This is a genomic window from Metabacillus lacus, from assembly GCF_009674805.1.
Taxonomy (GTDB): domain Bacteria; phylum Bacillota; class Bacilli; order Bacillales; family Bacillaceae; genus Metabacillus_C; species Metabacillus_C lacus.
The window spans coordinates 45,669-72,638 of sequence record NZ_WKKI01000010.1; the positions used below are offsets into that span (position 1 = coordinate 45,669).

27 protein-coding genes and 2 riboswitches are annotated in these 26,970 nt (G+C 41.0%); of the genes, 9 read left to right on the top strand and 18 right to left on the bottom strand.

Annotated features, from left to right (window positions below; all coding sequences use genetic code 11):
* Positions 1-51: 51 nt before the first annotated feature.
* Positions 52-885 (top strand): SDR family oxidoreductase, encoded by an 834-nt coding sequence (locus tag GJU40_RS07740; RefSeq protein WP_154307181.1) that lies wholly within the window; start codon positions 52-54, stop codon positions 883-885.
* 60 nt (positions 886-945) lie between these two features.
* Here GJU40_RS07740 and GJU40_RS07745 read toward each other — a convergent pair whose 3' ends face one another.
* From GJU40_RS07745 to GJU40_RS07780, 9 genes are all read right to left on the bottom strand, one after another.
* Positions 946-2,295 (bottom strand): M20/M25/M40 family metallo-hydrolase, encoded by a 1,350-nt coding sequence (locus tag GJU40_RS07745; RefSeq protein ID WP_154307182.1) that lies wholly within the window; start codon positions 2,293-2,295, stop codon positions 946-948.
* 240 nt (positions 2,296-2,535) lie between these two features.
* Positions 2,536-2,670 (bottom strand): hypothetical protein, encoded by a 135-nt coding sequence (locus GJU40_RS21205; protein ID WP_281350675.1) that lies wholly within the window; start codon positions 2,668-2,670, stop codon positions 2,536-2,538.
* 237 nt (positions 2,671-2,907) lie between these two features.
* Entirely contained in the window at positions 2,908-4,293 is a 1,386-nt protein-coding gene (gene fumC, locus GJU40_RS07750; RefSeq protein WP_154307183.1) for a class II fumarate hydratase, read from the bottom strand.
* A 602-nt stretch (positions 4,294-4,895) separates the two neighbouring features.
* Positions 4,896-5,255, bottom strand: a complete 360-nt coding sequence (locus GJU40_RS07755) for a hypothetical protein (protein WP_154307184.1) — start codon at positions 5,253-5,255, stop codon at positions 4,896-4,898.
* A gap of 1 nt (position 5,256) precedes the next feature.
* Positions 5,257-5,454 carry a helix-turn-helix transcriptional regulator gene (locus GJU40_RS07760; protein ID WP_343031463.1) on the bottom strand — a complete coding sequence of 66 codons (198 nt, stop codon included), beginning with the start codon at positions 5,452-5,454 and terminating at the stop codon, positions 5,257-5,259.
* Positions 5,455-5,737: 283 nt separating this feature from the next.
* Positions 5,738-6,952 carry a M20 family metallopeptidase gene (locus GJU40_RS07765; protein ID WP_154307185.1) on the bottom strand — a complete coding sequence of 405 codons (1,215 nt, stop codon included), beginning with the start codon at positions 6,950-6,952 and terminating at the stop codon, positions 5,738-5,740.
* 24 nt (positions 6,953-6,976) lie between these two features.
* Positions 6,977-7,807: a MetQ/NlpA family ABC transporter substrate-binding protein gene (locus GJU40_RS07770; protein ID WP_154307186.1), complete on the bottom strand. Its 831-nt coding sequence runs from the start codon at positions 7,805-7,807 to the stop codon at positions 6,977-6,979.
* Positions 7,808-7,819: 12 nt separating this feature from the next.
* Complete coding sequence (locus GJU40_RS07775) at positions 7,820-8,470, bottom strand: methionine ABC transporter permease (RefSeq protein WP_154307187.1); 651 nt, start codon at positions 8,468-8,470, stop codon at positions 7,820-7,822.
* Entirely contained in the window at positions 8,460-9,491 is a 1,032-nt protein-coding gene (locus GJU40_RS07780; RefSeq protein WP_154307216.1) for a methionine ABC transporter ATP-binding protein, read from the bottom strand. The genes GJU40_RS07775 and GJU40_RS07780 overlap by 11 nt, the downstream gene beginning before the upstream one ends.
* 69 nt (positions 9,492-9,560) lie before the next feature.
* Positions 9,561-9,662, bottom strand: a riboswitch (SAM riboswitch).
* 148 nt (positions 9,663-9,810) lie between these two features.
* A riboswitch (SAM riboswitch) is annotated at positions 9,811-9,921 on the bottom strand.
* Positions 9,922-10,054: 133 nt separating this feature from the next.
* Here GJU40_RS07780 and GJU40_RS07785 point away from each other — a divergent pair.
* Positions 10,055-10,252 carry an FbpB family small basic protein gene (locus GJU40_RS07785; protein WP_154307188.1) on the top strand — a complete coding sequence of 66 codons (198 nt, stop codon included), beginning with the start codon at positions 10,055-10,057 and terminating at the stop codon, positions 10,250-10,252.
* A gap of 93 nt (positions 10,253-10,345) precedes the next feature.
* Here the strand turns inward: GJU40_RS07785 and GJU40_RS07790 are convergent, their stop codons facing one another.
* Complete coding sequence (locus tag GJU40_RS07790; RefSeq protein ID WP_170289355.1) at positions 10,346-10,834, bottom strand: YusW family protein; 489 nt, start codon at positions 10,832-10,834, stop codon at positions 10,346-10,348.
* 472 nt (positions 10,835-11,306) lie between these two features.
* Here GJU40_RS07790 and GJU40_RS07795 point away from each other — a divergent pair, with 472 nt between their 5' ends.
* On the top strand, positions 11,307-12,425 hold the full coding sequence (locus tag GJU40_RS07795; protein ID WP_170289356.1) for an acyltransferase: 1,119 nt from the start codon (positions 11,307-11,309) through the stop codon (positions 12,423-12,425).
* A 15-nt stretch (positions 12,426-12,440) separates the two neighbouring features.
* On the opposite strand, the gene sigX is transcribed toward GJU40_RS07795, so the two are convergent.
* Both sigX and GJU40_RS07805 read right to left on the bottom strand, forming a co-directional pair.
* Positions 12,441-12,974, bottom strand: a complete 534-nt coding sequence (gene sigX / locus GJU40_RS07800) for an RNA polymerase sigma factor SigX (protein ID WP_154307191.1) — start codon at positions 12,972-12,974, stop codon at positions 12,441-12,443.
* Between the two features lie 226 nt (positions 12,975-13,200).
* A complete protein-coding gene (locus tag GJU40_RS07805) occupies positions 13,201-14,409 on the bottom strand; it encodes a S1C family serine protease (protein WP_154307192.1) in 1,209 nt (402 codons plus the stop codon).
* A 143-nt stretch (positions 14,410-14,552) separates the two neighbouring features.
* Between GJU40_RS07805 and GJU40_RS07810 the strand changes: the two genes are divergently transcribed.
* Both GJU40_RS07810 and GJU40_RS07815 read left to right on the top strand, forming a co-directional pair.
* Positions 14,553-15,221 carry a response regulator transcription factor gene (locus GJU40_RS07810; protein WP_154307217.1) on the top strand — a complete coding sequence of 223 codons (669 nt, stop codon included), beginning with the start codon at positions 14,553-14,555 and terminating at the stop codon, positions 15,219-15,221.
* Complete coding sequence (locus GJU40_RS07815; RefSeq protein WP_154307193.1) at positions 15,218-16,561, top strand: sensor histidine kinase; 1,344 nt, start codon at positions 15,218-15,220, stop codon at positions 16,559-16,561. Before GJU40_RS07810 ends, GJU40_RS07815 begins: the two co-directional genes overlap by 4 nt.
* Before the next feature lie 31 nt (positions 16,562-16,592).
* Here GJU40_RS07815 and GJU40_RS07820 read toward each other — a convergent pair whose 3' ends face one another.
* Positions 16,593-17,048, bottom strand: a complete 456-nt coding sequence (locus tag GJU40_RS07820; RefSeq protein ID WP_170289357.1) for a GNAT family N-acetyltransferase — start codon at positions 17,046-17,048, stop codon at positions 16,593-16,595.
* A gap of 54 nt (positions 17,049-17,102) precedes the next feature.
* Complete coding sequence (locus GJU40_RS07825) at positions 17,103-17,279, bottom strand: DUF3970 family protein (RefSeq protein WP_154307195.1); 177 nt, start codon at positions 17,277-17,279, stop codon at positions 17,103-17,105.
* 231 nt (positions 17,280-17,510) lie between these two features.
* Between GJU40_RS07825 and GJU40_RS20995 the strand changes: the two genes are divergently transcribed.
* The 3 genes from GJU40_RS20995 to GJU40_RS07835 all read left to right on the top strand — a co-directional run bounded on the left by GJU40_RS20995 (position 17,511) and on the right by GJU40_RS07835 (position 19,049).
* Positions 17,511-17,705: a hypothetical protein gene (locus GJU40_RS20995; protein WP_246188307.1), complete on the top strand. Its 195-nt coding sequence runs from the start codon at positions 17,511-17,513 to the stop codon at positions 17,703-17,705.
* Between the two features lie 184 nt (positions 17,706-17,889).
* Positions 17,890-18,426 (top strand): aminoglycoside phosphotransferase family protein, encoded by a 537-nt coding sequence (locus GJU40_RS21000; RefSeq protein ID WP_343031466.1) that lies wholly within the window; start codon positions 17,890-17,892, stop codon positions 18,424-18,426.
* A gap of 176 nt (positions 18,427-18,602) precedes the next feature.
* Positions 18,603-19,049, top strand: a complete 447-nt coding sequence (locus GJU40_RS07835; protein ID WP_154307196.1) for a GNAT family N-acetyltransferase — start codon at positions 18,603-18,605, stop codon at positions 19,047-19,049.
* 172 nt (positions 19,050-19,221) lie between these two features.
* Here the strand turns inward: GJU40_RS07835 and GJU40_RS07840 are convergent, their stop codons facing one another.
* Complete coding sequence (locus GJU40_RS07840) at positions 19,222-20,844, bottom strand: MDR family MFS transporter (protein WP_154307197.1); 1,623 nt, start codon at positions 20,842-20,844, stop codon at positions 19,222-19,224.
* A 237-nt stretch (positions 20,845-21,081) separates the two neighbouring features.
* Here GJU40_RS07840 and GJU40_RS07845 point away from each other — a divergent pair, with 237 nt between their 5' ends.
* Complete coding sequence (locus GJU40_RS07845; protein WP_154307198.1) at positions 21,082-21,927, top strand: DUF1028 domain-containing protein; 846 nt, start codon at positions 21,082-21,084, stop codon at positions 21,925-21,927.
* 142 nt (positions 21,928-22,069) lie between these two features.
* On the opposite strand, the gene GJU40_RS07850 is transcribed toward GJU40_RS07845, so the two are convergent.
* The 3 genes from GJU40_RS07850 to GJU40_RS07860 form a co-directional block, all read right to left on the bottom strand.
* Positions 22,070-24,586 carry a bifunctional 2',3'-cyclic-nucleotide 2'-phosphodiesterase/3'-nucleotidase gene (locus GJU40_RS07850; protein WP_343031465.1) on the bottom strand — a complete coding sequence of 839 codons (2,517 nt, stop codon included), beginning with the start codon at positions 24,584-24,586 and terminating at the stop codon, positions 22,070-22,072.
* Positions 24,587-24,883: 297 nt separating this feature from the next.
* On the bottom strand, positions 24,884-25,915 hold the full coding sequence (locus tag GJU40_RS07855) for an STAS domain-containing protein (RefSeq protein ID WP_154307199.1): 1,032 nt from the start codon (positions 25,913-25,915) through the stop codon (positions 24,884-24,886).
* A gap of 214 nt (positions 25,916-26,129) precedes the next feature.
* Entirely contained in the window at positions 26,130-26,930 is an 801-nt protein-coding gene (locus GJU40_RS07860; RefSeq protein WP_154307200.1) for a YusW family protein, read from the bottom strand.
* Positions 26,931-26,970: the final 40 nt, after the last annotated feature.

The window sequence follows — 26,970 nt, forward strand, 5'->3', positions numbered from 1 at the left end:
CCTTTCATTATAATAGGATGTAGAGGAAGATAAAAGAAAGGAAGATAAAATATGCCAAGAAGAGTTGCCGCCATTACAGGAGCTTCAAGCGGATTTGGCCTTCTGACTAGCGTTTCCCTGCTGAAAGAGGGAATGACGGTCATTGCGCTTGTAAGAAATACGGAAAGGGCTGCCATGCTTGTGAAAGCGGCTGCCGGCTGGGAAGACAACTTAATCCTGCATAAGCTGGATGTAACAGATGCTGCTGACATTTCATCATTCCAATCTCTTCTGGAGAAAATTGGAGAAATTGATCTGCTGGTGAACAACGCGGGCTTTGCTGCTGGAGGATTTTGTGAAGATGTATCTGTCGATGAATACAGAGAACAATTTGAAACAAATTTCTTCGGCTTGATTTCAATCACTCAGATTGTTCTTCCATTCATGAGACAGCAGCGTTCAGGCAAAATTTTGAATATCAGCAGCATCAGCGGTCTCACAGGTTTTCCCGGGCTTTCTCCCTATGTTGCGTCAAAGCATGCAGTCGAAGGCTATTCAGAGTGCCTTCGTCTTGAAATGAAACCATACGGAGTACAGGTTGCGCTGATTGAGCCTGGTTCCTACCGTACCAGCATCTGGTCCAGAGGCAGAAAAATGGCTGCAAAATCCGGAAAAGATTCCCCTTACAGTGAATATATGAAAAAGGTTGAAAGAGAGATGGAAGTTTCAGCAAAAGATCATGGAGATCCTCAAGAAGTTGCAGATTTAATCACAGCACTTGCAAATCAACATACTATCTCCAAGCTTCGGCACCCTGCCGGCAAAGGCATTCGGCAGATGCTGTGGGCCAAAAAGCTGCTTCCCTGGAAGATATGGGAGCACATGTTTCTGTCGAGATTGCGTTAAAAGTTCAACATAAAAAGGGCAGCCCGTAGTAGACGAGCTGCCCTCTTTTCTATGATTCTCTTATTTTCCTGCCAATGAGTAGACAGAAACACCAACCAACTCGCCTGCTTCCTGAAGGCGTTCTTTGCTGATGTATTGAAGTGTATCCTGAGGAGTGTGATAGTATGGCTCAAGAGCTGCTGTACCAGGCTCCCTGCGGATAAAGTTAACTGCTGCAATGCCTGCTTCATGGAATGATACATGATCAGATGCGCCGCGCTCAAACAATATCAGCTCAGAAGGAGTACCAATTCTTTTAGCTGCTGCCTTTGCTGTTTCAGATACGATATTGGCTTTTCCATCGACCGTATTCATGAAGATAGCAGTAGCATTTTCCCAGCTGGTTCCTACCATATCCATATTAAAATTCCCAAGGCTTCTGTTTTTCTCATCAGCGCTCAGCTGGCTTACATAATATTTAGAACCGAGTAACCCGATTTCCTCAGCTCCAACAAATACAAAGCGGATTTCTTTGTCAATTGGATAGCTCTTCAAAATTCTTGCCAGCTCCAGTAGAACGGATGTACCAGATGCATTGTCGCTTGCTCCAGGTGCGAACGGAACACTGTCATAGTGAGCGGACACATGGATAATATCAGGATTTTTGATATGCTTAGGCGTTCTGGTTGCAATAATATTTGTGCTGACAGCATTTGATAACCTTTTTACTTGAAGCGTGACATTTTTATCTGTCCCTGCATAATCAGCTTTTAATGCCAAACCGCTGGCTCTTGTGACACCCGCAACCGGTATGCTGGATTCAAAGCCAAGAGAAGGATTTAAAGGTGCAGCGCTTTCCACATTGTCATAAAGGATGACGCCTGCAGCACCCGCAGCTGCAGCATTCTGAACTTTAGCAGCAAAAGTCAGGCCTTCTCCTCTGGAAATCAAGGCAATATTGCCCTTAACTGCTTCTGTAAAATCAGTTACCCTTCCAAAACCTGCATCCACCAATTTCGCCTGAAGGCCGCCTTCTTGTGTTGCACCTGAGCCAACTGGAATAGTGGTGAGGACTTCCTGTGTACTTGATAAGCGGATTTCGCCTGTCATCGTATCTGGTATTTTAAATTCCTGTACCTGTACATCTAGTCCGTAGGATAGCAGGCGATTCTTAATCCAGTCTGCAGTTTCTTTTTCAGCAGCTGTCCCTGCCACACGCGGGCCGATGTCTACACTCATATATCTGACATCTTCATATGCACGGTTCGCATCAAACCTTGCAAGAATTCTTTGATCTTTCCCTTTTAAATTGGCAGCCACAGCGGACTGCGGTCCTGCAGCATCTGCTGTTTGGGCAGGCAGCGCATAAAAACTGGATGATAGAAGCAGTGCAGACAGCACTACAGCAGAGCTTTTACGGATTTTTTTCATAACTTGCTTCCTCCTTTTATTTAAATCACTCTGCTGTATTCGCTTTCAGAAGCTGTCAAACCTACTTGTCCTGCGTTTTTAGGACCATAAAACCTTAAAAAAGAAACTGAAGTCCTACTAAACTTGAAAACTCTAGGTGTATTTTCTTATTCAATTTTATAAAAATTCAGATATTTATACCTAACAAAGTAGACGATGATTTCTCACAGCCCTTTGGCTTTTCATGAAGAATCTACTTCATCATAAGAAAAACGCACCACTTTTGGTTGACTCTCCGTGATGCAGCTCTTGCGTAGTCGGTTGTTCATCAAGCTGAGTCTTGGTCTCCAGGCCAGGAGCTACTGTCGGTTGAGTCTTTTTCTCCTGTTTTTCCATGGTGCCCTCACTCCTTTCAAAATTCACACTTGTTACCTTTTGCCAAAATGGCTGCTGTATACGCTGAGAAACTTTCTATTTTCGAAGTAGCGCCTGCTTCAAGACAGGCAGGATAGTGAGCAATTCACCCTGGAATGAAAAAGGAGCCAAACTCTTAGACATAAGAATTTGACTCCTTTATTCATCTGGTATTTGCAATAGTTATTCTCATGATTCTCACTTTGCAATCAACACATCCTAAGCTTTAGGAGCCACCATGTCTTCCGGTTTCACAAATTGATCAAATTCCTCTTCCGACAAAAGTTGAAGCTCCACTGCAGCTTCTTTTAAAGTAGTGCCGTTTTTATGGGCATGCTTAGCAATTTTCGCTGCATTTTCATAGCCTATGTGAGGATTTAGTGCGGTTACCAGCATAAGAGACTTTTCTAAATGCCCTTTTATCACAGATTCATTCGGCTGAATTCCAGCTGCACAGTTTCGATCAAAGGAAATCAAGCTGTCTGATAGTAGTCTGACAGATTGCAGGAAATTGTAGATGATAACCGGCTTGTATACGTTCAGCTCAAAATTCCCCTGGCTCGCAGCAAACCCAATCGCCGCGTCATTGCCCATCACTTGGACGGCAACCATCGTTAATGCTTCACTTTGTGTCGGATTTACCTTGCCGGGCATAATCGAGCTTCCAGGCTCATTTTCAGGAATGGTGATTTCCCCAATTCCGCTTCTCGGCCCGCTGGCAAGCCATCTTACATCATTGGCAATCTTCATGGCATCCGCTGCAAGCGCCTTTACCGCTCCGTGTACATAAACCAACTCATCATGGCTGGTGAGTGCATGGAATTTATTGTGAGATGAGCTGAAAGTCTCGCCCGTCATGCTGCTGATTTCAGCTGCAGCCATGTCCCCAAACTGCGGATGTGCATTGATTCCTGTTCCTACAGCTGTTCCCCCGATTGCAAGACTTCGAAGCTGCTCAGCACTTTGCTGAATCATCTCCCTTGATTTAACAAGCATATAATGCCAGCCTGAAATCTCCTGACCGAGCGTTAATGGCGTTGCATCCTGCAGATGAGTCCGCCCGATTTTAACAATATTGTCATAAGCTGCTGCTTTCTCTGAAAGAGTTTTCTCCAGCTGCCCAATGGCAGGAATCAATCTGTTTTTTACAGCAAGAAGACCTGCAATATGCATAGCAGTTGGAAAAGTGTCATTGGAACTTTGGCTCATATTCACATCATCGTTTGGATGAATTTCTTTATCAATTCCTTTTTCCTTCAAAAGCTCATTTCCTCTGTAGGAAATCACTTCATTGACATTCATATTGCTCTGCGTGCCGCTCCCGGTCTGCCACACGACCAGAGGAAAATGTTCATCCAGCTTTCCGTCCAGAATTTCGTCACAAGCCTGAGCAATAACTGCTGCCTTATCAGCATCCAGCTTCTCCAGCTTCTGATTGGCAAGAGCAGCACTTTTTTTCAATACGGCAAAGCCATGAATCAATTCAATCGGCATTTTTTCTTCACCAATTTTAAAATTCTCTCTGCTCCGCTGTGTCTGAGCCCCCCAGAATTTATCGGAAGCTACCTGCACTTCCCCCATTGTATCCCGCTCAATTCGATACATACTACCCCTCCTATAAAGATGAATTATTCTCCCTATCTATCATATACTTTTCAATGCAATTTAAAAAAGCGAAAAGGCTTTCAATTTTCTGAGAAAACTCTTTTGATTGCTCAAGATACTATATCAAAGAGGGGGTTTGAGATTGTATAACAAAGCGGAGGGGGGTTTGTTCTACTATCTTTGAGATGCTATAACAAAGCGGGGGGTTTTGTTCTACTAGCTTAGCATTTTCGCCAGATACTATAACAAAGTGGGCTGTTTTGTTCTACTATCTTTGAAATACTATAACAAAGTGGGCTGTTTTGTTCTACTATCTTTGAGATGCTATAACAAAGTGAGGGGTTTTGTTCTACTATCTTTGAGATGCTATAACAAAGTGAGGGGTTTTGTTCTACTATCTTTGCATTTTCGCCAGATACTATAACAAAGTGGGCTGTTTTGTTTTACTATCTTTGAGATGCTATAACAAAGTTGGGAACGCATATTTGAATTAACTCTTCGACTATGGCCTTTTCCTTACTAACAACAAGCAGCCAATCCCATAGCAATCTCCCATGAGGATACCTGAGCTTGGTCGACGTTCTGCTCGCGCTTTTAAAGAATTAATACCTCCTGAAAAGAACCAACAGATTCATCGTGTAACTGATAACAAAAATAGAATAAAAAGAAAATAGGTAGTCAATTTTTAAAGAGGTAAACTGTTCTAAAAGATAAAAGACTAAAAGTGAAAAACAAGAAATAATGAGTGTGTTATATGAAGCTTTTTGTTGCAACACCTTCATTCTCTCATCATTCTTTTTTATTTCTTCAAAAAGGACAAAATAAGCAAGAGGAAAAAATGCTAAAACAAGCGTATAGCTCGCTATAGATTGTTTTAGAAACACATCCAGAATACCGAAGGCAAACAGCAAGATACCCAGGAATAATAAGGTTTGTTTATGGAAGATATTGAGTAATTTCATGTTAAGATTCCTCCTCAAAAAATACATCCTCCACTTTCACGTGAAAGTTTTTAGCGATACTGATGGCAAGCGGTAAGGATGGTATATATCTTCCTTTCTCAATTGAAATAATTGTTTGTCTGGACACATCCAACAAGTCAGCAAGTTGATATTGAGTAAGATTGTGCTCAGTTCTCATTTCTTTCACCCTATTCCTCACGTGCTTTCCTCCACGTATGAGCAAACTTAACTGCCCCTAATAAGTAAAGTGTACTTTACTTTCCTTTTTTTTACAACTCAGTCCGCAATTGGTAAGAAAAATAAATGTTTATCTCGATTAACAATCCCCGTAACTAGATGTTTTTCAAATAAAAAAGCTATCCCATTGATCAAGCGGGATAGCTTTTTCATTTTCTGCAGTCAGTTTTACGGCCCAGCCTCTTAAAGTGTTTGGATAAAGCTGCCTGTTTATAACCCTATGCGTTCAAGGGCTGCGAAAACAACTAGTAAGAGATGCTTTCCTTGGTATTTTCAAATTCTTGCTGTATTTCTTTCAATGTCTGTTGATCTGTCAGCAAAGTCAGCCCCGTTAGCGCCAGAGCTTTAGCCCCTCTCAGCAAGGCCTCGTCTCCTTGAGGAGATTTAGCAGCTTCCCTGAATTCCTTGGTATGTGCAACAAGCGAACTAGGACCCATCTTGATATAAGGGTGAATAGTTGGAACAACCTGGCTGATATTGCCTGCGTCTGTTGATCCATATCCCTTACGTTCATTGCTTAGGACCTCTATATCCAGTTCAGATAGGGCATCTGCAAATACCTGGTTGAAGACCTTGTTAATTAGCAGGTTGTCAATTTCATTTTGAAACGCAATGACATTCAATTTTGCACCTGTCGCAAGTGCAGCGCCTTCCGCAATTAGCTTGACTTTTTTTGTTACCTCATTCAAGTCCTTTCTGTGTGCAGCTCTCAGATAAAATCTTGCCTTTGCATACTCTGGAACAATATTTGGGGCATCTCCTCCATGTGTAATAATGCCATGTATGCGCACATCATCTTTGAGATGCTGCCTCAGTGCATTTATTCCGTTAAACAATTGAATGACTGCATCCAGCGCATTGATTCCCTCATGAGGTGATGCCGCAGCATGTGCTGGTTTTCCAATAAACTCAAAGTCAAGAGGATCCACTGCCAGAGAGTTTCCGGTTGTTCTTGTTTCATTTGAAGGGTGCACCATGAGTGCTGCATCAATTCCTTCTAAAAGTCCGTGTTTGACAAAACTTCCTTTTGCGCTTCCATTCGGTCCCCCTTCCTCAGCAGGAGTACCGAACACCACAATTTCCCCTCCTGTTTCGTCAACAATCTGGCTGAGAGCGATGGCCGCTGCAATACTTGCCGTTCCTATAATATTGTGGCCGCATGCATGACCAAGCCCCGGCAGTGCATCATATTCTGCCAAAAATGCTATCGAAGGACCGTTTTTTCCTGACAATTTTCTTGCTATAAAAGCAGTGCTGTGACCAGCAACATCTCTTTCTACATGAAACCCCTCTTCTTCCAGTCGTGAGGACAGCAGGCCTGATGCAAAATATTCTTCATTTCCAATCTCCGGTTTATCATGAATTTGATGGCTGATATCAATATACCTTTCTGCCTGTGCATCTATGTCATCAATGACCGACACTTTAAGCTGCTGCAGGTTATTAACTTCTAAAGGCATGTTCACTCCTCCATTCCTTTCTAGTTATTCTCCAATTTCACTTAGCGGTACAAAGGTCGGTATGGTGCTTCCTTTGTATTCATTTTTGATAAATTCAGCTACGTCATCCTGCTGATACAGTTCTGCAACTTTCTTTAACGTTTCATTTTCTTTGTCCTCGAATCTTACTGCAATGATATTAATATAAGGTGTAGCTGTATTATCTTCGTGGAAAATCGAATCTTTTGTAGGGTTAAATCCAGCATCTACAGCAATTCCGTTATTGATTATTGATCCTGCCACATCAGGAAGGACCCGCGGCGTTTGTCCCGCTACGACAGGAACAATCTCCAAATTCTTAGGATTATCTTTAATGATTCCAAGAGAGCCATTGCCGTCAAAATCTTCAGGCAATGTGATCAGCCCTGCTTCCTGCAGCAAAAGAAACGCTCTGCCCATATTGGTTGCCTCATTGGGTACTGCAATTTTGCCTCCTTCCGGAATTTCACTCACATTTTTAAATTTATCTGAATATAAACCCATTGGTGCTATGACTGTAGTGGCCAGTGGAGCGAGATCTAAATTATGTTCCTTTTTAAACGCATTAAAATAAGAAATGGTTTGAAAAGCATTCGCGTCCAGTTCTCCCTCTGCCAAGGCCAGGTTCGGCTGTACATAATCTGAAAACCTAACAATTTCAATAGTAATTCCTTCTTTTTCAGCTTTTTTAGCAACAAAATCCCAAATGCGGTTATCAGATCCGCTGACTCCAATTTTAACTGTTTCCTGTTTTTCATTTCCTCCTGCAGAAATATTTCCGCATGCTGTTAATGCTGCTAATGCAGCTGCCAATACAAATACCAGTATCTTTTTCATTTTCTCCACTCCTTAACGTCTTCGAATTGTTTTTGAAAGAAGATTGCCTGAAGATTGAAGTCCTTGTACCAGGACAACAAGAATAACAACTGTGATAATCATTACCATGGTATCGAATCTCTGATATCCATATGTAATTGCCAAATCCCCCAGCCCTCCTCCTCCTACCGCTCCAGCCATTGCAGATGCTCCAACAAGTCCAATGGTGGCGATGGTAAGATTCAGCACTAGAGAACTGAGTGCTTCCGGAACAAGAAAGCGAAAGATAATCTGCCCAGGTGTTGCTCCCATTGCCTCTGCAGCTTCAATCACTCCTGGCTGCACCTCCAGCAGGGAACTTTCTATTAATCTAGCAATGTACGGGCCAGCGTAAAACACCAGTGGTACGACTGCTGCCGATGTTCCGATCGATGTTCCGACTATTAGTCTTGTCAGAGGAATAATTGCAACCATCAGAATAATAAAGGGCACTGATCGAAACACATTGATGATACTGTTCAGCACTTTAAAGACTAAAGGATTTTCCAGCAGATGCCCCTTCCTTGTTACGACCAGCAGTACGCCGAGCGGAAGCCCGATTAATGTTGAAAACAGAAGTGAAAAACCAACCATCACAAGTGTTTCGACAAGAGCATCCATAATTTGGCTAAAATCAACCAGCATGAGGCAGAACCTCCCTGACTGTCACTTTTTCCTGATGGATAAACATAAGTGCCCTGCTGATCTCACTTTCTCTTCCTTGCAGCTCCACAACAAGATTTCCAAATGGAATACCTTGCAGCTCTGTAATATTTCCAAGCAGAACATTCACATGTACATCAAACTTCTTAGCTACCTGAGACAAAAGCGGCTGTCCTGAAGACTGTCCGATAAATTGGATTTTAAATACCCTGCTGTCACCCTCCCTGTTTTCTACAAGTGCCTGAATGGATTCCGGTATGGAATCGGGAAGAACAGAGCGGACAAAATTTGCGGCTGTATCTGTTTGGGGATTCGTAAACACTTCAAATACTGTCCCGCTCTCTATAATTTTTCCATCCTCTATCACACCTACTTTATGGCAAATTTCTTTAATGACACTCATTTCGTGTGTAATCATGAGGATTGTAATATCATACTCACTGTTGATTTTTTTGAGCAGTTGAAGAATAGAATCTGTTGTTTGAGGATCCAAGGCGGAAGTAGCCTCATCACACAGGAGGATAGAGGGCTTGGTTGCCAACGCCCGTGCTATTCCGACTCTTTGTTTCTGCCCTCCGGAAAGCTGGTCCGGGTAATGGCTGGCTTTGTCCTCCAAGCCTACAAAGCTCAGCAATTCCCTTACTCTTGCTTGTATATCGTTTTTAGGTGTGTTTGCCAAAAGGAGTGGCATAGCAATGTTCGAAAAAACAGTTTTGGAGTTCAGCAAATTAAAATGCTGAAACACCATCCCTATTTTCCTTTTAGTTTCTCTAATATCTTTTTTTGAAAGAGACAGGAGATTTTTCCCTTCTACAAACACCTCTCCGTCCGAAGGCCTCTCCAGAAGGTTGACGCATCTGATTAGAGTGCTTTTCCCTGCACCGCTAAACCCAATTACTCCGAAAATTTCTCCTTTCTCAACAGTCAAATTCACTCCATTCAGTGCTCTGATTATAGTATCTCCGCTGCCAAATTCTTTTTTTACATCCTTGAATTGAATCATGCTGTACCTCCTTTTCATAGAAAAAACCCCCTTCCTGAAAAAGAAGAGGGCTGAAAAAAAATTGCGTCCCTCTTATCTTTCAAGCTGTAAGCTTGCTGGAATTGGCACAGTACTGTACAGTCTGCTGCCGAAGTTTCAAAGGGCCAGTCCCTCCACTTCTCTGGATAAGATTGCGTAGCTCATTCAGTTGTACAGGCTGCTAAGCGAACTTGCAGACCTGCTTTGCTGCGTTTTATTGCTAGGAAAACATTGTTCTTAGAACGAAGAAACCTCTTCTGCATACAGCAAGAAGAGGTTTCATCATAATGATTCCGCACTCTTCTTATCTGCCAAGCTCACCGCTTGTTGGAAGTAGCACAGTTTCCGCAAACATGCGGATCTGCTGCCGAGGCTTCGCAGGGCCAAATCCCTCCGCCTCTCTTGATAAGAAGTTTCGTTCATTCAATTGTTATTAATTTACACCGTCTGTTTTTTTTTGTCAACCATAAATTGTTTGAAACTTAATCGACAATTTTCCCGACTATTATAATGAATAGCAAATACTCTTTGGGAGAGATTGAGCCATGAGAAGAAGACTGAGAAAAAAAGGCTTTGAAGAACGGATGGAAGCCAACAGGCAGATGATTCTGAAAGACGAGCCTGCGCTTGAGGAGATTTACGAAAGAATTGAACAAAAGCATTTGAGAGCGGATGAACCAAGCTTTTCAAACAAAAGAGAGCAGTTGAACAGACAAGAAAAACATTTTACCGCCAGAAGCTGATACCGCCCTTGGGGCATCCACCAGATTCTTCAGTCACAACTCAGAATTTCTTTTCAAAACATAACAGCCTCCCTTTCAAGGAGAGGCTGCTTGTCATGATTGTGAGTCTTCGTAACGCACTTCACGATCATCTGTGTAATTGATTTTCAGCTTAAAGCTTTTATAATCTTCAGGAAGCTGAAATTTTTCCAGTACTTCCTGTATCACTTCCTGATCTTGAGAATCTGCAGTGATCGTCAAATTGTCCAGTCTGGCTTTCAGGGCACTAACCGCTTCCTCGCCTTTCAGTTCGCTGCCATTCAAGCCGTCTTCAATTTCTCCCTCTTCGCCGAGTTCTGTTCCTTCATACTCAGCCTCGTAAGTACCATCTTCATATTCTACTTCCAGTTCAAATTCTTTAAAGCGGAGAGCATCTGTTTCTGCCGTTTCACTTTGAGGCGGGGCTGCATCTGTTGCTTCCCTCTCACTCTGATTTTCCTCTAAAACTGCATCATCCCTGGTCATATCATCTGATGTATTGCACCCGGAAATCACTAAGCCCGAAATCAGAAACACCGGAATTAGTTTTTTTGCTGCATCCATAAAACTCCTCCTTCTGAAGTTAGTTTCTTCCAAAACTATACCCATAAGAAGGCTCTCATAACCCCAGAGCAGCACGTGCCTTTCCTCCTGTTTCCCCTTTGCAGCTGATATGGACAGAAAAAAAACAAGACTTTTACCATATTGCAACGGGCAGCAGATGATCTCCTTCTTTTAAATGGAGTACCTTTCAGCCAATTTTTCACTCCCGCTCACTCTCTAAGTCTATTGGCGCTGCTGCAAATGCAGAGTTTATAGCCCTTTACTCAAAATTTCACTCCAAAATACCTTACCGACAAAAACAGACCAAAGATGTGTTTGCGGGAAATGTCGACACAAGCCGGCATTTTGCTTATAAAATGAAAGCGGGATAGCGGAAACAGCACATCGGCAAACAGCCATTATAATCATTATCTTTTATGCTTTCGCCTCTGCATGCTCCGTCTTCCCTACAATGACTACAGGAGGATATTCCATGTCTACTCACACAGCAGCCGGTCCATCAAAAAACAACTATTTGTTTGAAATCCATTTTCTTCGTGCTTTAGCTTGTTTGCTCGTTTTAGGCGTGCATGTATCAGCAACGAATTATGCAATGAATGATGATACGTACACGTCTTTTACGTATTTTATGAATCAGATAGGGAGATTCGGCACACCGATTTTCGCAGTTATCAGCGGATTTCTGCTTTTTTACCAAGTAAAAAGAAAAGGGTTTCAGCCGGGAAAGTTTATTGTTTCGAGGGTATCAAAAATTCTCATTCCATTTTTGATCTGGAGTACAGCGTATCTGTATCTTCTCGCTTATTATAATCCTGGCAGAGAAGTGAATTTACTAGGAGAAGCAGGCACAATTCTCAGCGGCAATGCATTTTATCATCTATATTTTGTTGCTATTGTTGTACAATTTTATATCATTTTTCCTATTATCCAAAGAATTTTCAGAACACAGACCATGATGATTGCCTTTGCATTTATTTCTTTTATGATCAGTTATAAGCTGTACGGATTTGATCCTAGTATATCAGGTCCTGTCGGAGAATTTTTGGCAGGCAAATCGTTTATGCCAGTGTGGATTTTTTATTTCGCTTTCGGGGGACTGCTTGCGTATTTCTGGGAAGAAATTTCAGCGTTTGCTGTAAAACGCCCTTTTAAGATGCTGCTGCTGGCATTATTCATCAGTGGACTTGCAGTATTGGAATATACTGTGAATGGATATGTATCCAATCGCCGTCTTTCCAATCTGATCAATATACCGCTCTTGTCTATTAGCATTGTTGGCATTTATTCGCTCATATCTTCTACAAAAATTGTAAAAGGCTTCTTCATTCTGATTGGAAAGTATTCCATGGGCATCTATCTGATTCATCCAATGATTTTATATGTAATGGCAAGGGAGCTTCCGCAGCAATATTGGGACTTTACATATGTTCCCGCTATGTTTGCAGCAGTGCTTTTGATAGCTGTTATCTTTATTGCAGTTTTTTCGCTGCTCCCTTTGAGCAGTTTTATTATCCCTGTTCCGAAACTGAAAAAGCCTGCTGCAAAAAAGCCTGAGGAAAGTCAGCCTGAGGCAGAAAAATTACCTGCATAACTCTGCAGAGAATAATTACTTTGCAGCTTCATTCAGCATCTGTCCCTGCTCTGAAAGATGGTGTTTAATCGCTTTCAGGGCACGGTGCTGGGTGGTTTTCACTTTACTTTCAGTCCACCCTAAAGCTTCTGATGTTTCCGCAATTGACAATTGTTCAATATACCGCAGTACAATGACTGCTCTTTGGTCATTACTGCATGCATGTAAAGCATTGTAAATCCATTGCACTTGTTCGCCCCGGACAGCAATTTCCTCCGGGAGGGGCGCAGCATCTTTGATCTGGCGGCGGTCCCAGTCGAAGCTATCCATAACCCTCTTTTTGACTGTAGATTGTTTTCTGAGCCAGTCAATGGCAACATGCCTTGCTATTGACAGAATCCATGTTTTTTCACTGCTTCTTCCTTCAAATTTATCGTAAGACTTCAGGACTCTGATATATACCTCCTGCGATAAATCCTCAGCCTGCACACGGTCTTTTACCATATAGTAAAGGAATTGATACACATTTTGGTGATAAGACGAATAAAGCCTGTTGAACAATGTTTCCAAGAATACCCCTCCCTTCTGCAATCGTTTGGCTTTCCACCTTCAATTCTATTCTATAAAGTAAAATAAAGGAATGAATTTTACGAAAATGTTACAAATATGACAAAAATAATTCTTTTAGACTACTTCGAGAGTAATAAAAAATCCTCTTTTCACACAAAAAAACAGGCAGAACCTGTTTTATTTGAGCCTATTATTTTGTTAGATATCTATTTTGACTAGAGAATTCCTAGGAGTTTGATTGTGAATGACCTTCCAGTACGAGGGGTACCGTTTGTTTAGCACCTTTGCGGAACACTTCCATTTCAATTTTTTCACCAATAGCATTCTTATAAAGTTCTCTTCTGAATTCAGAAGAGCTCCCCACAGCTTCCCCATTGACAGCTGTAATGATATCTTCCTTTTGCAGTCCCGCTTTTGAGGCAGGAGATTGATAGACTATCCCCTCAATGTAAACGCCCTCTTTGACCGTGTCAGGCAGTGCTAATTCACTTTGCCTGTACTGCTGGGAAATTTGTGACAAATCCATCAAAGAAACTCCTATATATGGCCGGTGGATCTCACCTTTTTGCAGGAGCTCTTCCACGATGGGCTGAACATCATTACTTGGAATGGAAAATCCGAGCCCTTCCACTCCGTTTTGGCTAATCTTTAAGGAATTGATGCCAATTACTTCACCGTTCATATTGATCAGCGGTCCGCCGCTGTTGCCCGGGTTAATAGCTGCATCGGTTTGGATAACATTCAACTCCCACTGCCCCTGGCTGGTATTGATGGCTACAGTTCTGTCTTTTCCGCTGATGATTCCTTCGGTAACTGTCCGGGAAAATTCCATTCCAAGCGGATTCCCGATTGCGATGACACTTTCCCCGGTTCTCAGCTTTTCTGAGTCTCCAAGCTTTGCAACTGTTTCAACGTAGCTTCCATCAATTTTTAAAACTGCAAGATCTGTCAGCGGATCCTTTCCCACGAGTTCTGCCTCTGTTTTTTCTCCGGAAGATAATGAAACTTCTATTCCCTGTGCACCTTCTATTACATGATTGTTTGTGATAATAAATGCTGCATCACCTTCCTTTTTAAAAATTACCCCTGACCCCGCTCCCTGTTCGAGGTTTTCTTTTTGTCCTGTTTGGTTGAAACTCTGCCGCAGATTGGAGACACCTACTATGGCAGGAGTTAGGTTTTCTGCAATATCAGCAATGCTGCCGCCGCTGCTGACAGCCTCAGCGTTTGCCGCCAGCGACTGGCTTTCCCCTGAGCTTTTCACCTGCTCTTGAGCTGGGTAGTAAGCACGCTGTTCCGGCTGAATGTATGGAGCTGCTCCCAGTACGGCCATTCCGCCTATTACTCCGCTTATTAGTGATACTCCAACTGTTTTCCAAGGTTTTTTAGGTTCCTTATATCGCTGATCTTGACTATTCTCATCATAGTAGCCCATCTGCTTAACCTCCCGCGTATTCCTTTGATACAATTACTATAGAAAAAGATTTTGGGATAAGTATGAAAAAATTATGTGAAATTATGAAATCACGCCATTTGTCAGCAGTGCATTATATAATGATCAAAAAGGGAGTGAGCGCAATGGCTTATACAGTCTATCTTGTTGAAGATGAAGAAAATTTAAATGAGCTGCTTAGCTCCTATTTAAGGAAAGAGGGCTGGAATGTAACAGCCTTTCACACAGGGGAAGCTGCTCAACAGATGATTGAGAATCCACCGGATTTATGGATTCTCGATATTATGCTGCCGGATATTGACGGTTATCAGCTGATCAGAGAGATCAAACAGGTATCAAGCTCTACGCCCGTAATCTTCATATCCGCCCGTGATGCTGATATTGACAGGGTGCTCGGTTTGGAACTTGGAAGTGATGACTATATTTCAAAGCCTTTTTTACCAAGGGAGCTTGTCATTAGAGCACAAAAGCTTCTGTCCCGCATTGGGGCGGCTGAGGAGCAGAGCTCTTCTTTGCAGGCTGGTCCCTATCAGGTTCGTGAGCTTGTCAGGCAGGTATTCTATCAGAACAGCGAGGTCAGCCTGACGTCAAAGGAATATGATCTGCTGATTTTTCTATTAAAAAATCCAGGACAGGCTTTTGCGAGAGAACAGCTGCTGCTGAATATCTGGGGAAATGACTATTTTGGGTCGGACAGGGTTGTGGATGATCTTGTCCGCAGGCTGAGGAAAAAAATGCCTGAACTTCGAGTTGAGACTATTTATGGTTATGGATACAGGCTGATTAAAGAATGAAGAACAAATCGCTGGCACTTCAAATTTGGGCGGTTATCTCAGGCATCCTGCTGATGATATCCATCCTTTTGCTCGTACTATTTCCATCCACATTAAGAAGCTTTTTCACAGAATCGCTGTATAACAGCATAGAAAACGAACAGGCGGTTCTGACGAGCGGTACACTTGAAGATAATCCTTATGCCGAGAGAATTAAACCGCAGCTTTATGACAAGGCTGTACAGCACATCATTCTTCCGGAAGATCCGTCCCTTTCTTTTTATACAAGGCTCCTTCCACCAGCTTTTTTAAGAGAAACACAGCTGCTGGCAATCAGCCAGGAAAGTCTGAACTCCAGATATTCAGAGAAGCTGGAAGGTGAAACACTCTACTTCATTATTAAAAAAATAAGTGTGAACGGCGAACCGTCCTTTTTGCTGTCTTACGCGTGGGACTCCTACAGAAATGACCTTGTTTTTACCCTGTTCAAACAGCTGCTGATTGTCATGGCAATTGTATTCCTGCTGAGCTGGATTCCCTCTCTATGGCTTGCGAAATACTTATCGAGGCCTCTGGTGGCGCTTGAAACTCATGTGAACCGGATTTCCCAGCAGGATTGGCATGAGCCGGTATCACTGGATCGCTCTGATGAAATTGGAAAACTTGCTGCCAGTATTGAGGATATGAGAAGGAAGCTTGTCAAAAAAGACGAATCTCAGCGGGCATTGCTTCAGAACATCTCACATGATCTGAAGACACCAGTCATGGTTATCCGCGGATACGCAAGTTCTGTGAGTGACGGGATTTTTCCAAAGGGAGATCTGGAGAGCACGATGAATGTAATTGAAATGGAATCAGAACGCCTTGAAAAGAAGATCCGAAATCTTCTTTACCTGACAAAACTGGATTATCTGGCGGAAAAACCGGTTGCGGACAGCAAAATTGACTTAGCAAAAACAGTGTATGAGGTTACTGATAAAGTCCGCTGGCTTCGCCCTGAACTGGAATGGAACACTTCTATAGAACCTGCTGTTGTTTACGGAGACGAAGAGCTTTGGACAAAGCTTCTGGAAAATATGCTTGAAAATCAAATTCGCTATGCACAGCAGGAAGTAACGATTTCGCTTGCATCTGGTGAAAAAAACATCCTTTCCATTGAAAATGACGGGCCACCCATTCATGAAGAGCTGATTCCTCAACTATTTGAACCTTTCCGGAAGGGAAGTGACGGGGAATTTGGCATCGGGCTGAGTATTGTTAAGCGCATCGCAGATATTTATGGTGCAGATATTACAGTATCCAATCTCCCTCATGGTGTGATGTTTCAATTTTCTATCCCTCTGGTCAAAGAGCACAAATAAGTGCTCTTTTTTCCATGCCGAATTCAAAGTGCTAGATTTCCTGTTGGAATACAATCATATCCAATGCTCTAATCCCATTTTCAACAATGATTTCCGGATAGGCAAGAAAATAATCCCGTCTTATTTCCTTCATGCGGAACCCTGCTTTTTGGTAAAATGCAATGTTATCCAGGCTGCTGTTAGCAGTTCCAACCATGACTCTTGTAACATTTTCTTTCTTCAGCTCTTGAAGCAGGCTCGTCAGCATGGCTTTGCCAATGCCCCTGCCTTGAAGATTCTCCCTGACCGCCATATTCATAATCTCGGCTGATTTCTCCCCTTTTCTTTGCACAGCTGCTGCAGCAATGGCTTCTGTATCCTTTCCAAATGCAGCATATACATCACACGCTCCAAGATATTTGTTAATCATGTTCTCTGACTCATCTGCAAGCAGCATCAAATTCATAAAATGTGATTTCTCTTCAGAACTGGCTTTTATTAGTATCAACGCAATTTCCTCCAGAATTAAAATAGGAGCAGCTCATTCCGCTGCTCCTTCATCTTAATCCTTTTTTAATTCTACCTCCAGGAAAACTTTCTCATGCTTTTGTCCTTCTTCTCTATCTTTTAAGTTGCATACTTCACGGGATGTGGAAGTAATTGTAAAATCCTGCTCAAAAGACTGAATAATCTTATTAACCTCTTCCCTTTTCCCTAGCAATCTTATTTGTGCCATCATTCCGCTCTCCTAATTGGTATCTTTATATATTACTTTCACATTTTCCCTTCTGCTAAAACCTTTTTTTGCCTTACTCCATGATTTGTAGCACAAATGTCATAAGATTTCAGGAAGGTAGCGCCTATGACAAGGCTCTGTTAATGTATGTTGTTGATTTTCTTCCTCAACTAACGGTTCAGAATACTTAAAACAACGATAATTAAATAAAGTCCGTATTCAGGGAGGTAGACAATGCTTAAAATCATTGGAAATGTAATAGATAGAATATCTTTCTTCAATGGTTATTCTAGTGTTGAGAAAGTAGAAAAGGGTTATTCACCTGATAATAAATACATAGTTATAAAGGGGTTAAACAAATATCTTTTACGCATTTCTGACAATATTACCAAAAAAGAGAATCAGAAAATAAGTTGCTTCAAGAGTTAGAAAAAAGAAAAATTCAATCACAAAAACCTATCTTATTTGGTGAAATAATAAATGATAACATTTGTATTATGATAATAGAGTATATTGAAGGAATTCCTGCGATTGAAGCCTTTAAAAAATGTTCTAATAGTATTCAACATCAAATTGGCTTGAGGCTGGTAAAGAACTATATAACATTCATCAAATTAAAGCCCCAGCTTATGTATCTAAATGGGATGAAATACAAAGCAAGAAATATAAATATTACCTAAGTGAATATGAGAAAGGTGATTTTAAACTTAATAAAGATAATAAAATCATTGGTTTTATTGAAGATAATTTGAATTTATTATCTGATAGACCTAACACTCTACTACATGACCATTTTCATTTGGAACATATAATACTTTCAGATAATAAGTATAAAGGGGTTATTGATTTCAATGGTTACGATTACGGGGACCCTTATCATGATTTCTATAATCTATCATTATTTAGCAGAAGAATTAGCGTACCATTTGCTATAGGACAAATTAATGGTTATTTCTTAGGTCAACCAGAAGATTATTTTTGGAGATTATACTCCCTATATTCTGCAATGAATATATTTTCTACTAGAGTATGGACTGAAAATTATGACCCTGATTCCTTTGATGATGCGTTAGAAAGAATAGAAATTATATTGAAAGAACATGATTATTTCAACAGTATTAAACCTAAGTGGTACAGTTCAAATTTGTAAATACCTTTATACAATCTTATAACTTTGTGAATAAATACACTTACATTAAAGGGTGGCATTTTTCAAGAAGGAGAAGTGCTCTTTTTTTGTTAAACTAACGTGGAGTTGAAGAAGGATTGTCTTAATAGGATAGAGAAATATATATATTCTGAGTTGTTAGGAAAGGGGAATTTCATTTGAGTTTTGAGTACACTATTTTTAATTCAATACCAGATTCTGTTTTATTAGAGGGCATTCTAGAACTTCATAAAGACATTTTTGGTACTTCTGATGATTTGATTGACAAGATGACAAGTAAACCCCAATTGTTAGTTATTACTGCGATGGATGGCAAAAAAGTTATTGGATACAAGATTGGATATGAAATTGATTGTAATAAATTTTATAGTTGGGTAGGTGGAGTGGATACTAATTACAGAAAATATGGTGTTGCTTCTATGTTAATGAAAAAGCAACATCAATATTTAAAGGAAAATGGTTATAACGTTGTCCAAACAAAAACAATGAATAAATGGCGGAGTATGTTAGTTTTGAATATTAAAAAAGGATTTGATGTCATTGATACTTATAAAGATGAAAGAGGATTACATAAAATCGTCCTTGAAAAAAATTTACTCAACTAACGGGGAGCTTTAGTTAAAGAAGATGCCTGCAAGGAGAACTCATAAATGGGTTCTTTTCTTTTGATGAAATATCAACATTAACGTTTAACAGAGCCTATGACAAAAAAAGATATCAAGAGAAAGCTCTTGATATCTCAGACTGTAACCAGAACTTCAAGGCAATTCAGCGTGTCTACTCCTGATTGACCGCTTTATTTTTATGTGTCTGGTGCTGTTCAGGTTTCTTTGCATCCATCGCACTTCTCAAAGGAATTTCTTTCACAAAAAAAGTAAGCACAACGGCTACGAGCATGATGGAGGCTGCAGCCCAAAATACGCCTGACAAAGCAAAACTTAAAGCATCCTGCAGGGCGCTGATCATCGCCTCAAACAGGGGCAGAATATCAGCGGGCAGGTTTTCTTTAATGGCATCTAGCTGACTGTGATCCAGCAAAAGCTGCGGATTCTGAAGTGCCGAAAGCTGTTCAGCAGCTTGAGGATCTATGGGAGCCTGCTGACTTTGCATCTCGGTGCTAAGCTCAGCAATTCTGTCATTCATTCGCTGATTCAGGATTGTGCCCATCAAGGCAACTCCGACAGTGCCCCCCATTGAACGGAACAGCTGTGTTGATGCTGTGGCAACTCCAAGATAGCTTTGAGCAACTGCATTCTGAATGGTCAGTGTGAAAACAGTCATTCCAATTCCCAGACCAAGACCAACCAAGATCAAATATAAAATCAGAGCTCCTTGAGATGTTTCAGCATTCATTGTTGTAAATAAAAACAGTCCAACAGTAGTAACGGCTAAGCCGATAATCGCCTGAATTTTATATTTACCTGTCCTTGAAATAATCTGCCCTCCAATTGCACTGGAGAAAACAAGGCCAAGCGTCATTGTCATGGTAATAAAACTGGAATGTGTAGCTGAAAAGCCAAGAACTCCCTGTACAAAGTACGGTATATACATGGCTCCTCCAAACATTCCGACACCTATTGCAAAACCAATGATATTGCTAATGGTGAAAATGCTGTTTCTGAACAGGTGCAATGGAATGATTGGGCTCTGTGCTTTTCTCTCTACAGCAATAAAAATGAACAGCGACAGGATGGCTGCTGCGAAAAGGCCGGAAATTTGTACAGAATTCCAGTCATATTTTGACCCTGCCCACGAGAAACCAAGCAGTAAAGGGACAATCGTTGCAGTAAGGAAGAAGGATCCAAGATAATCCACTGATTCCCCTGCTTTCTTCTCCACTGAAGGAAACAGCTTCCAAATCAGCACAAGTGCCACAAGACCAAGCGGTAGGAAGACCCAGAATACCCACTTCCATTGAAGGTTATCAACAATATATCCGCCAAGCGCTGGACCGAACACACTTGACAGACCAAAAACAGCACTCATTGCGCCCGTCCATTTTCCTCTTTCACGAGGAGCAAACAAGTCTCCTACTGCAGTAAAGGCAGTGGACATAATCAAGCCCGCTCCAAGTCCTTGAACTCCGCGGTACGTAATCAGCTGAAATATATCAGAAGAAGTTCCGCATAGAAAAGCACCAATCATAAAAATAATGATACCAACTATCATAAACGGTTTTCTTCCATAAATATCTGATAGTTTACCGACCAGGATGGTGGTAATGGCTGAAGTTAACATGTAAATCGTAAACACCCAGCTGTAATAATCCAGCCCGCCCAGTTCAGCAATAATTTTCGGCAGTGCGTTGCCGACTATAGTCTGGTTAACTGCTGCAAAAAACATCGCACTGATAATAGCAACCATAATTGTAATCTTTTCTTTATGGCTTAAATGTTCCATTCTCTTTCACCTCTTGTTGTCTTTCCTTTTATCTGTTTTTCCCTAAACTGTTGTTTTCCATTTCTATGATAAGTACTTACCTATTATAAATCGGCATGACCAGTCAGTCAATAAATTAAGCCTAATAATTTACAGTATCATTATACCTTGAAAAACAAATTGGCTTGACTAGTCAGTCAAAAGTAAAATAGTTTATTTTTCACAATTCTGAATTTATAATGAAGTAGGGTGATAATAATGACTTATTCAATAGTAGGATATGATCCAAAAGAGAGAGAATGGGGAATAGCTGTACAGTCCAAATTTTTAGCAGTGGGCGCAGTTGTTCCGTTTGCAAGTGCTGAAATAGGTGCAATTGCTACACAGTCTTATGCAAACACGTCGTATGGACCAAGTGCTTTGCAGCTAATGGCGGAAGGACGAAAAGCAGAGGATATCATTCTTCTCTTAACAAAGGACGACCCGGATAGAGAGCTCCGGCAATTTGGTATTGTAGATGCAGAGGGGGGTTCAGCTACATATACAGGTAAAGAATGCTACAACTGGGCAGGCGGAACAGCAGGAAGGCACTTTGCAGCACAAGGAAACATCCTGGTCAGCAGGGAAACGGTAGATGCAATGGCCACTTCTTTTCTAGAAACAGAGGGAACCCTTGCCCATAGGCTGCTGACGGCGCTGGAGAGCGGACAAGCGGCCGGCGGCGACAGCAGGGGCCAGCAATCTGCATCATTAACTGTCGTAAAAGCAGGCGGCGGCTATGGCGGCTTCAACGACCGCTATATCGATCTTCGGGTAGATGATCATGCGGAACCAATATCTGAACTTAAGAGACTTCTCTCTCTTCATCAGCTCTATTTTCATGAAACCAAGGAAGAGAACATTGTTAAAATACAAGGAGAGATTGAGAGTGAGCTAGTGAAACAGCTGCTCAGGCTGAATTATCTGAAATCAGCAAACCCGGATGTCAGCTTGCTTCTTGAAACATACAAAACATACCTTCATACGGAAAATTTTGAGATGAGAGAACAGAAAGAAGGTTATCTTGACCTGGAAGTACTCTCATTTATGCAGCAGAGCAGGTAAAGAGGAAAAGGGCCGGACGCAGGAGCGACCGGCCTTTTTGTTATGAACATATTCATTCTCCGTCGCTGTAAAAAAAGATGATCTCTGCAAACATACAGAGATCATCTTTAGCTAGCAGCTTAAATTCCTGAGCCGCTGTTTATTAGTTTTTAGAGTAAGCAACTTTTGATTTGTCCGCAACGATATAATATCCGCCGCCTACCATCAATTTATTGCCTTCCACTCCATACACACGGTACTGTTCACCTTTTTTAAGCTGTCTGCTGACTTTTCCGGATGCATCCATCAATGCAGTGTCTGCATTCATCTTGACCATACCTTCAAAATAAACAGCATTTTTATTGTAAAGAACATAGTAACCGCCTCCGACTTGATAACGGTCTGATTGTATTTCGTAAGTTTTAACAGCCTCGCCCTTTTGAAGAACGCGGTGAAGTTTTCCATCAGGAGTGAACATGTTCCGATTCTCTCTGATCAGGACTCTTCCAGAATAGAGACTTACAAAATTACGGTCATTTTTGATATAGTAGTCTCCGCCAACGTTGATCAGTCCATTGTTATGGCCGAATACTCTTAATGCTTCGCCCGGCAGAGCAGTTTTGTACTTCGTTTCTTTTCCGTCTTTATCAATCTTGACAATTTCTACTGCCTTTTTAATGATTGCTCTTGCAATCGGCTCTTTCACCTTTACTTCAGGCAGAACTCTTCCTGGTTTTTCCTCAGCACGGCTGAAGTTTACTGTATACTTTGCAAAATTGTTAGTACCTTCCCCTGCATACTGAATGTTTTTATAATCTGCGAGCAGATCTTTTGCTTTAGGAGAAGAGTTAAAAGTAACGTTTACCGGAGAGGTAATTGCTGAAAATCTCCAGTTATTGTCTGCTGCTGGATCAATATTCTTCTTTTCAATAATATAGTTGATGACAACCTGGCGATTTTCATCAGGATAAGAGGCAATAATATTGTTTCCGTCAGGATTTGCAATCTTTGAATTAGCACGGTAGTTATTTGTTGCAACAATAAATTCCTGTTGAAGATTGATTGGTTTTCCGTCAAACTGCAGGTTTTTAATACGGTTGGCAGCAGGGTTAACAATTTCAGTTCCTGCAACATTATATCTTGCCGGCTGTGTTACATCAATTTCATACGTAACGCCGTCAATAACATCAAAGTTGAAGGCTGGAAAATCAGGATTGATTAGTGCCTGCTCTTCAGTTTTAGCAGGATCAATTTGGTTGAATTGAACTGCTGACCATTCAAGCCATTCTTTTACCTGAGCACCTGTTAACTTGGCTGCAGCTACAGTGTTGCTGTACTTGTAAAGATCTGCAACGTTTTTAATGGCAATGTTTCCTGCTTCAAAAAATGTATAGTCATCTGCTCCATTTCTTCCGGCTTTGAAAGGTGCACCAGCAGAAAGAACTGGAAGATCTTTATAGTTTGTTTTTTGAATTTCTCTTTCCACATATTCTTTTTGTGCATTTGTCACAATTTGAATAGATGGATCATCCTGCACACGTGCAAAATAGCTGTGAATTCTGGAAGATGTTTTACCAACAGGCTGATTGACATATGCAACTGCAGCATCATGATAATTCTTAATTTTTGCAGATAGCTCAGCATCAGCTTTTACATCTGATACAGGTAGTGCGGATGACTGGGAGTTTTTCACAGTCCATTTGCCGTTATCAGTTTTCTCAAGAGTCATATCTATCAAACCTAGGTGTGATCCGTCAACACCTGCTTGAACGCCGGCCACGCCATTAATTGTTCCCTTCGTAACGTCAACGTTCGGGACATCCTTAAAATTAGCGCTTGGGAAAGTATTATGAGTGTGACCAAAAAGTATCGCGTCAATTCCTTTAACCTTTGATAACTCGTATACTTGATTTTCCTCACTTTGCAATTCCTTCGGATCTAGTCCGCCATGAGACAATACAACAATGATATCTGCACCCTCATTCTTCATTTGAGGAACATATCTTTCTGCAGCTGTTACTGCGCTGAATGTGTCAACTTTTCCCTCAAGATGGGCTTTGTCCCACTGCATAATTTGTGGAGCAACCACACCGATGACGCCCACCTTCAAATTTACATTGTTTCCGTTTTCATCTTTAAATGTTCTGTCTAGAATTTCGTAAGGCTTATATTTCGGTGTTCCAGGTGAACCGGCTTTTTCAACGTTTGCACTTAAATATGGAAAGTTTGCTTTGCTGTACACAAGATCAAGGTAATCTAGACCATAGTTAAATTCATGATTTCCAAGTGCTGCAGCATCAAATTTCATTTCATTCATTAATGTAATAGCAGGATGTGTTTCATCTTTAGTAATAGGATTTTCCACAGCAACATAATCACCAAGAGGATTTCCCTGAATGATATCGCCGTTGTCAAATAGAAGTGTATTGCCGTTTAATGCTCGCTGCTCTTTAACCAGAGTTGCGACACGAACAAGGCCGACTTTTGATGCTTCATCCGAAAAATAATTATAGTCATTCAAACTCATATGAATGTCTGTAGTTTCCAAAATTTTAATCTTTAAAGTGTTTGAACTTGATGTCTCCGCTTTAGCCAGATTGCTTAAAGGGCTGATTAATAAACCTAAAACTAAAATAGCTGATAAAAGTATTCTTGTAGAATGCCATAATGAGTGCTTCACTTTTTTGCTCCTTTTCCGATTTTAGATTTTTACAACAGATTTATTATATAGGAAAAAATAACGAAAAAGCGACAATTTTTTTAAAATTATGTAATCATTATGTATCTTTTTTGTAAAGGCAAGTTTGCAATACTTGAAGGACTCTGATAGGACTGCAGTTAGTTTCCATAAGATCTTACTTCTCTTCATATAATCTTGCACTCAAATTGAAACAGCACCATCTCAAACTCTGTAATTCAGCCCCCCAAAAAAAAGGCCCATTCATCACTGTAGTGATTTGTGGGCCATCGTTTAAAATTACTCCGTATCCAGTTTTACAATACCCATACCCTCTTGCTCAAGGGCATAATGAATGCCATGCTTGAGGTTTGCAAAGAATTTGGTGCGTTTTAACACCGAATCTGTTTGAGCCATGTTCATGCTTAAATCCGGCGAGACTCCTACCATAATGGTTTTGGTCCCCAACAGCCTTGTTGCACTGACCAGCTGTTCAAGAAGAGAGAGAGCATAATCGTTCATACCATCTGTTAACCCTGTTAAATCCAAAATCAGGAATTTCGCTTTATAGCGGGGCAGCTGGTTGACTGTTTTCTCCAGCAATTCGTTTGATCTTGTTTCATCATATTTTCCTACGAGCGGAACGACTACGATGTGTTCAAGTACAGGAATGATCGGCGATGAAATTTCCTTTATCATGCTTGTCAGTTCTCTTGTTCTCTCAGCGACTACATTTTCAAGCCGGGCGATTTCTCCCTGCTCCAGCCTGCGGGCGAGATCATGGACGTTTTGCGTTATGGTTACTTCTGAAGGATAAAACTCAAACTCGCAATAAGGATCACCTTTAATCTGGCTTTTTCTGATTTTGTACCAGATATTCCGCCCGAAAAGACCGCTTAGCACGCCAGCCCAGTGACCGGGAATAAATGTTCCGCTCTCCGTTTTATTCTGAAGCTTGTTTATCTTATACTCCCAGCTGTTTCTCATTTGAAGGACAGCTGTTTCAGCTTCCAAATTCACTTGAGGAATTTCAAGCTTTCCCCAGCCTGCAGATGCATAAACACCTGTCAGCACCTGAAGAACTTCCTTTACATTTGTACCGGATTTGTGAAAATAGTCGCCTACAATGGTTCCCATTCTGTATCCGGTTGTTTCAAGAACTAAGGCCGCTGCTTCATCACCCGAAACTTCCTCAATCGTATCTAAAAAGGTTTTAAATGCAGAATTTATCCAGAACAGAATTGCATCCTGTTCTTCAAATAAGAAAGTTCCATTTTCACTGTCCCAGCTGAAGTTTGCTCCGCCTACAGCTATCGCTTCATTCTTTTCCAATTTTTTCTTCCTCTCGAACAAGATTTAATATTATATATAGTATTGCACAGTTAATCAATGTTTAATATTTTTTCTATCAATACTATATATATAGAATTAGCTCTACGTCAAATGATACCATTACAGAATGATCAAGACTGCTTGCTTCTATAATATATAAAACAAAAAACACACCTGAATTCAGGCGTGTTTTTAGATATGTGAAGGGGGTCACTTATCTTTTAAAATGAAGATCGGCTTTTGTATTATTTTCAAGTTTGATTGTTACATCAGCATTTGTAATATCAGTTACTTTCATTCCTAAAACATCGGATACTAAATCCAAATAGCCATTCCACGTTGTGTTGGCATTAGGAATCAGAATGTCTTTCACTTTGTACATTTCAAAAATTGCATGAAGTCCTTTTAACGTTTTAGCTTCTCCGTTCATCTTCTTTTCAATGACTGCTCCTACATTTTCGCCTCGCACGTTAAGCTTGAGCCTGTAATAATCTCCATTTGCAGACAAAATATCAATTTCTAATCCCCTTATGTCATAAGGGTTTAAGACGGCTGTTTTTTCACCTTTTTTATAGGAGAACGTGAGGTCAGCAGTGTTTGAAAAACCAATATCAGCTTTTGCACGCAGCACTTCAGAAGGCTTTACACCAAGAGCATTTGAAAGGCGGCTGATGACTTCTTCTTTAGTTGTGCTGCGGTCCAGTTGCAGATCATCAACAAACTGCTGAATTCTTTTAATGGAAGCCTCAGAAGTAACTTCAAACTTTTCATTTCCCTTTTCCCTATTGATCTTGATGTCTACCTTGCCGTTTTTTTCCTGATAATTCACATCATACTTTTCGTCTTTCAAGGTCACTGTTCCTTTAAAAGACGATACATACTTCCACAAACTATCAACTGTTACAGCTTGCTGAGCCGCAGCTTGCGGCTGTTTTACTTCCTGTGCTGAGGCTCCTCCGGCTGCAGTCAATGCCAGAGATGCCGCCAAAGCGATCGAAGCAAGTTTTTTCTTCATACATTCCACCCTCTAATCATTATTTTTTATTTATGAGTAT

Excerpts from the sequence above, each read along its gene's own strand:
- GJU40_RS07740 (WP_154307181.1), top strand. The coding sequence starts at position 52 with ATGCCAAGAAGAGTTGCCGCCATTACAGGAGCTTCAAGCGGATTTGGC.
- GJU40_RS07745 (WP_154307182.1), bottom strand. The coding sequence starts at position 2,295 with ATGAAAAAAATCCGTAAAAGCTCTGCTGTAGTGCTGTCTGCACTGCTT.
- GJU40_RS21205 (WP_281350675.1), bottom strand. The coding sequence starts at position 2,670 with ATGGAAAAACAGGAGAAAAAGACTCAACCGACAGTAGCTCCTGGCCTG.
- fumC (WP_154307183.1), bottom strand. The coding sequence starts at position 4,293 with ATGTATCGAATTGAGCGGGATACAATGGGGGAAGTGCAGGTAGCTTCC.
- GJU40_RS07755 (WP_154307184.1), bottom strand. The coding sequence starts at position 5,255 with ATGAAATTACTCAATATCTTCCATAAACAAACCTTATTATTCCTGGGT.
- GJU40_RS07765 (WP_154307185.1), bottom strand. The coding sequence starts at position 6,952 with ATGCCTTTAGAAGTTAATAACCTGCAGCAGCTTAAAGTGTCGGTCATT.
- GJU40_RS07770 (WP_154307186.1), bottom strand. The coding sequence starts at position 7,807 with ATGAAAAAGATACTGGTATTTGTATTGGCAGCTGCATTAGCAGCATTA.
- GJU40_RS07775 (WP_154307187.1), bottom strand. The coding sequence starts at position 8,470 with ATGCTGGTTGATTTTAGCCAAATTATGGATGCTCTTGTCGAAACACTT.
- GJU40_RS07780 (WP_154307216.1), bottom strand. The coding sequence starts at position 9,491 with ATGATTCAATTCAAGGATGTAAAAAAAGAATTTGGCAGCGGAGATACT.
- GJU40_RS07785 (WP_154307188.1), top strand. The coding sequence starts at position 10,055 with ATGAGAAGAAGACTGAGAAAAAAAGGCTTTGAAGAACGGATGGAAGCC.
- GJU40_RS07790 (WP_170289355.1), bottom strand. The coding sequence starts at position 10,834 with ATGGATGCAGCAAAAAAACTAATTCCGGTGTTTCTGATTTCGGGCTTA.
- GJU40_RS07795 (WP_170289356.1), top strand. The coding sequence starts at position 11,307 with ATGTCTACTCACACAGCAGCCGGTCCATCAAAAAACAACTATTTGTTT.
- GJU40_RS07805 (WP_154307192.1), bottom strand. The coding sequence starts at position 14,409 with ATGGGCTACTATGATGAGAATAGTCAAGATCAGCGATATAAGGAACCT.
- GJU40_RS07810 (WP_154307217.1), top strand. The coding sequence starts at position 14,553 with ATGGCTTATACAGTCTATCTTGTTGAAGATGAAGAAAATTTAAATGAG.
- GJU40_RS07815 (WP_154307193.1), top strand. The coding sequence starts at position 15,218 with ATGAAGAACAAATCGCTGGCACTTCAAATTTGGGCGGTTATCTCAGGC.
- GJU40_RS07825 (WP_154307195.1), bottom strand. The coding sequence starts at position 17,279 with ATGATGGCACAAATAAGATTGCTAGGGAAAAGGGAAGAGGTTAATAAG.
- GJU40_RS20995 (WP_246188307.1), top strand. The coding sequence starts at position 17,511 with ATGCTTAAAATCATTGGAAATGTAATAGATAGAATATCTTTCTTCAAT.
- GJU40_RS07840 (WP_154307197.1), bottom strand. The coding sequence starts at position 20,844 with ATGGAACATTTAAGCCATAAAGAAAAGATTACAATTATGGTTGCTATT.
- GJU40_RS07845 (WP_154307198.1), top strand. The coding sequence starts at position 21,082 with ATGACTTATTCAATAGTAGGATATGATCCAAAAGAGAGAGAATGGGGA.
- GJU40_RS07860 (WP_154307200.1), bottom strand. The coding sequence starts at position 26,930 with ATGAAGAAAAAACTTGCTTCGATCGCTTTGGCGGCATCTCTGGCATTG.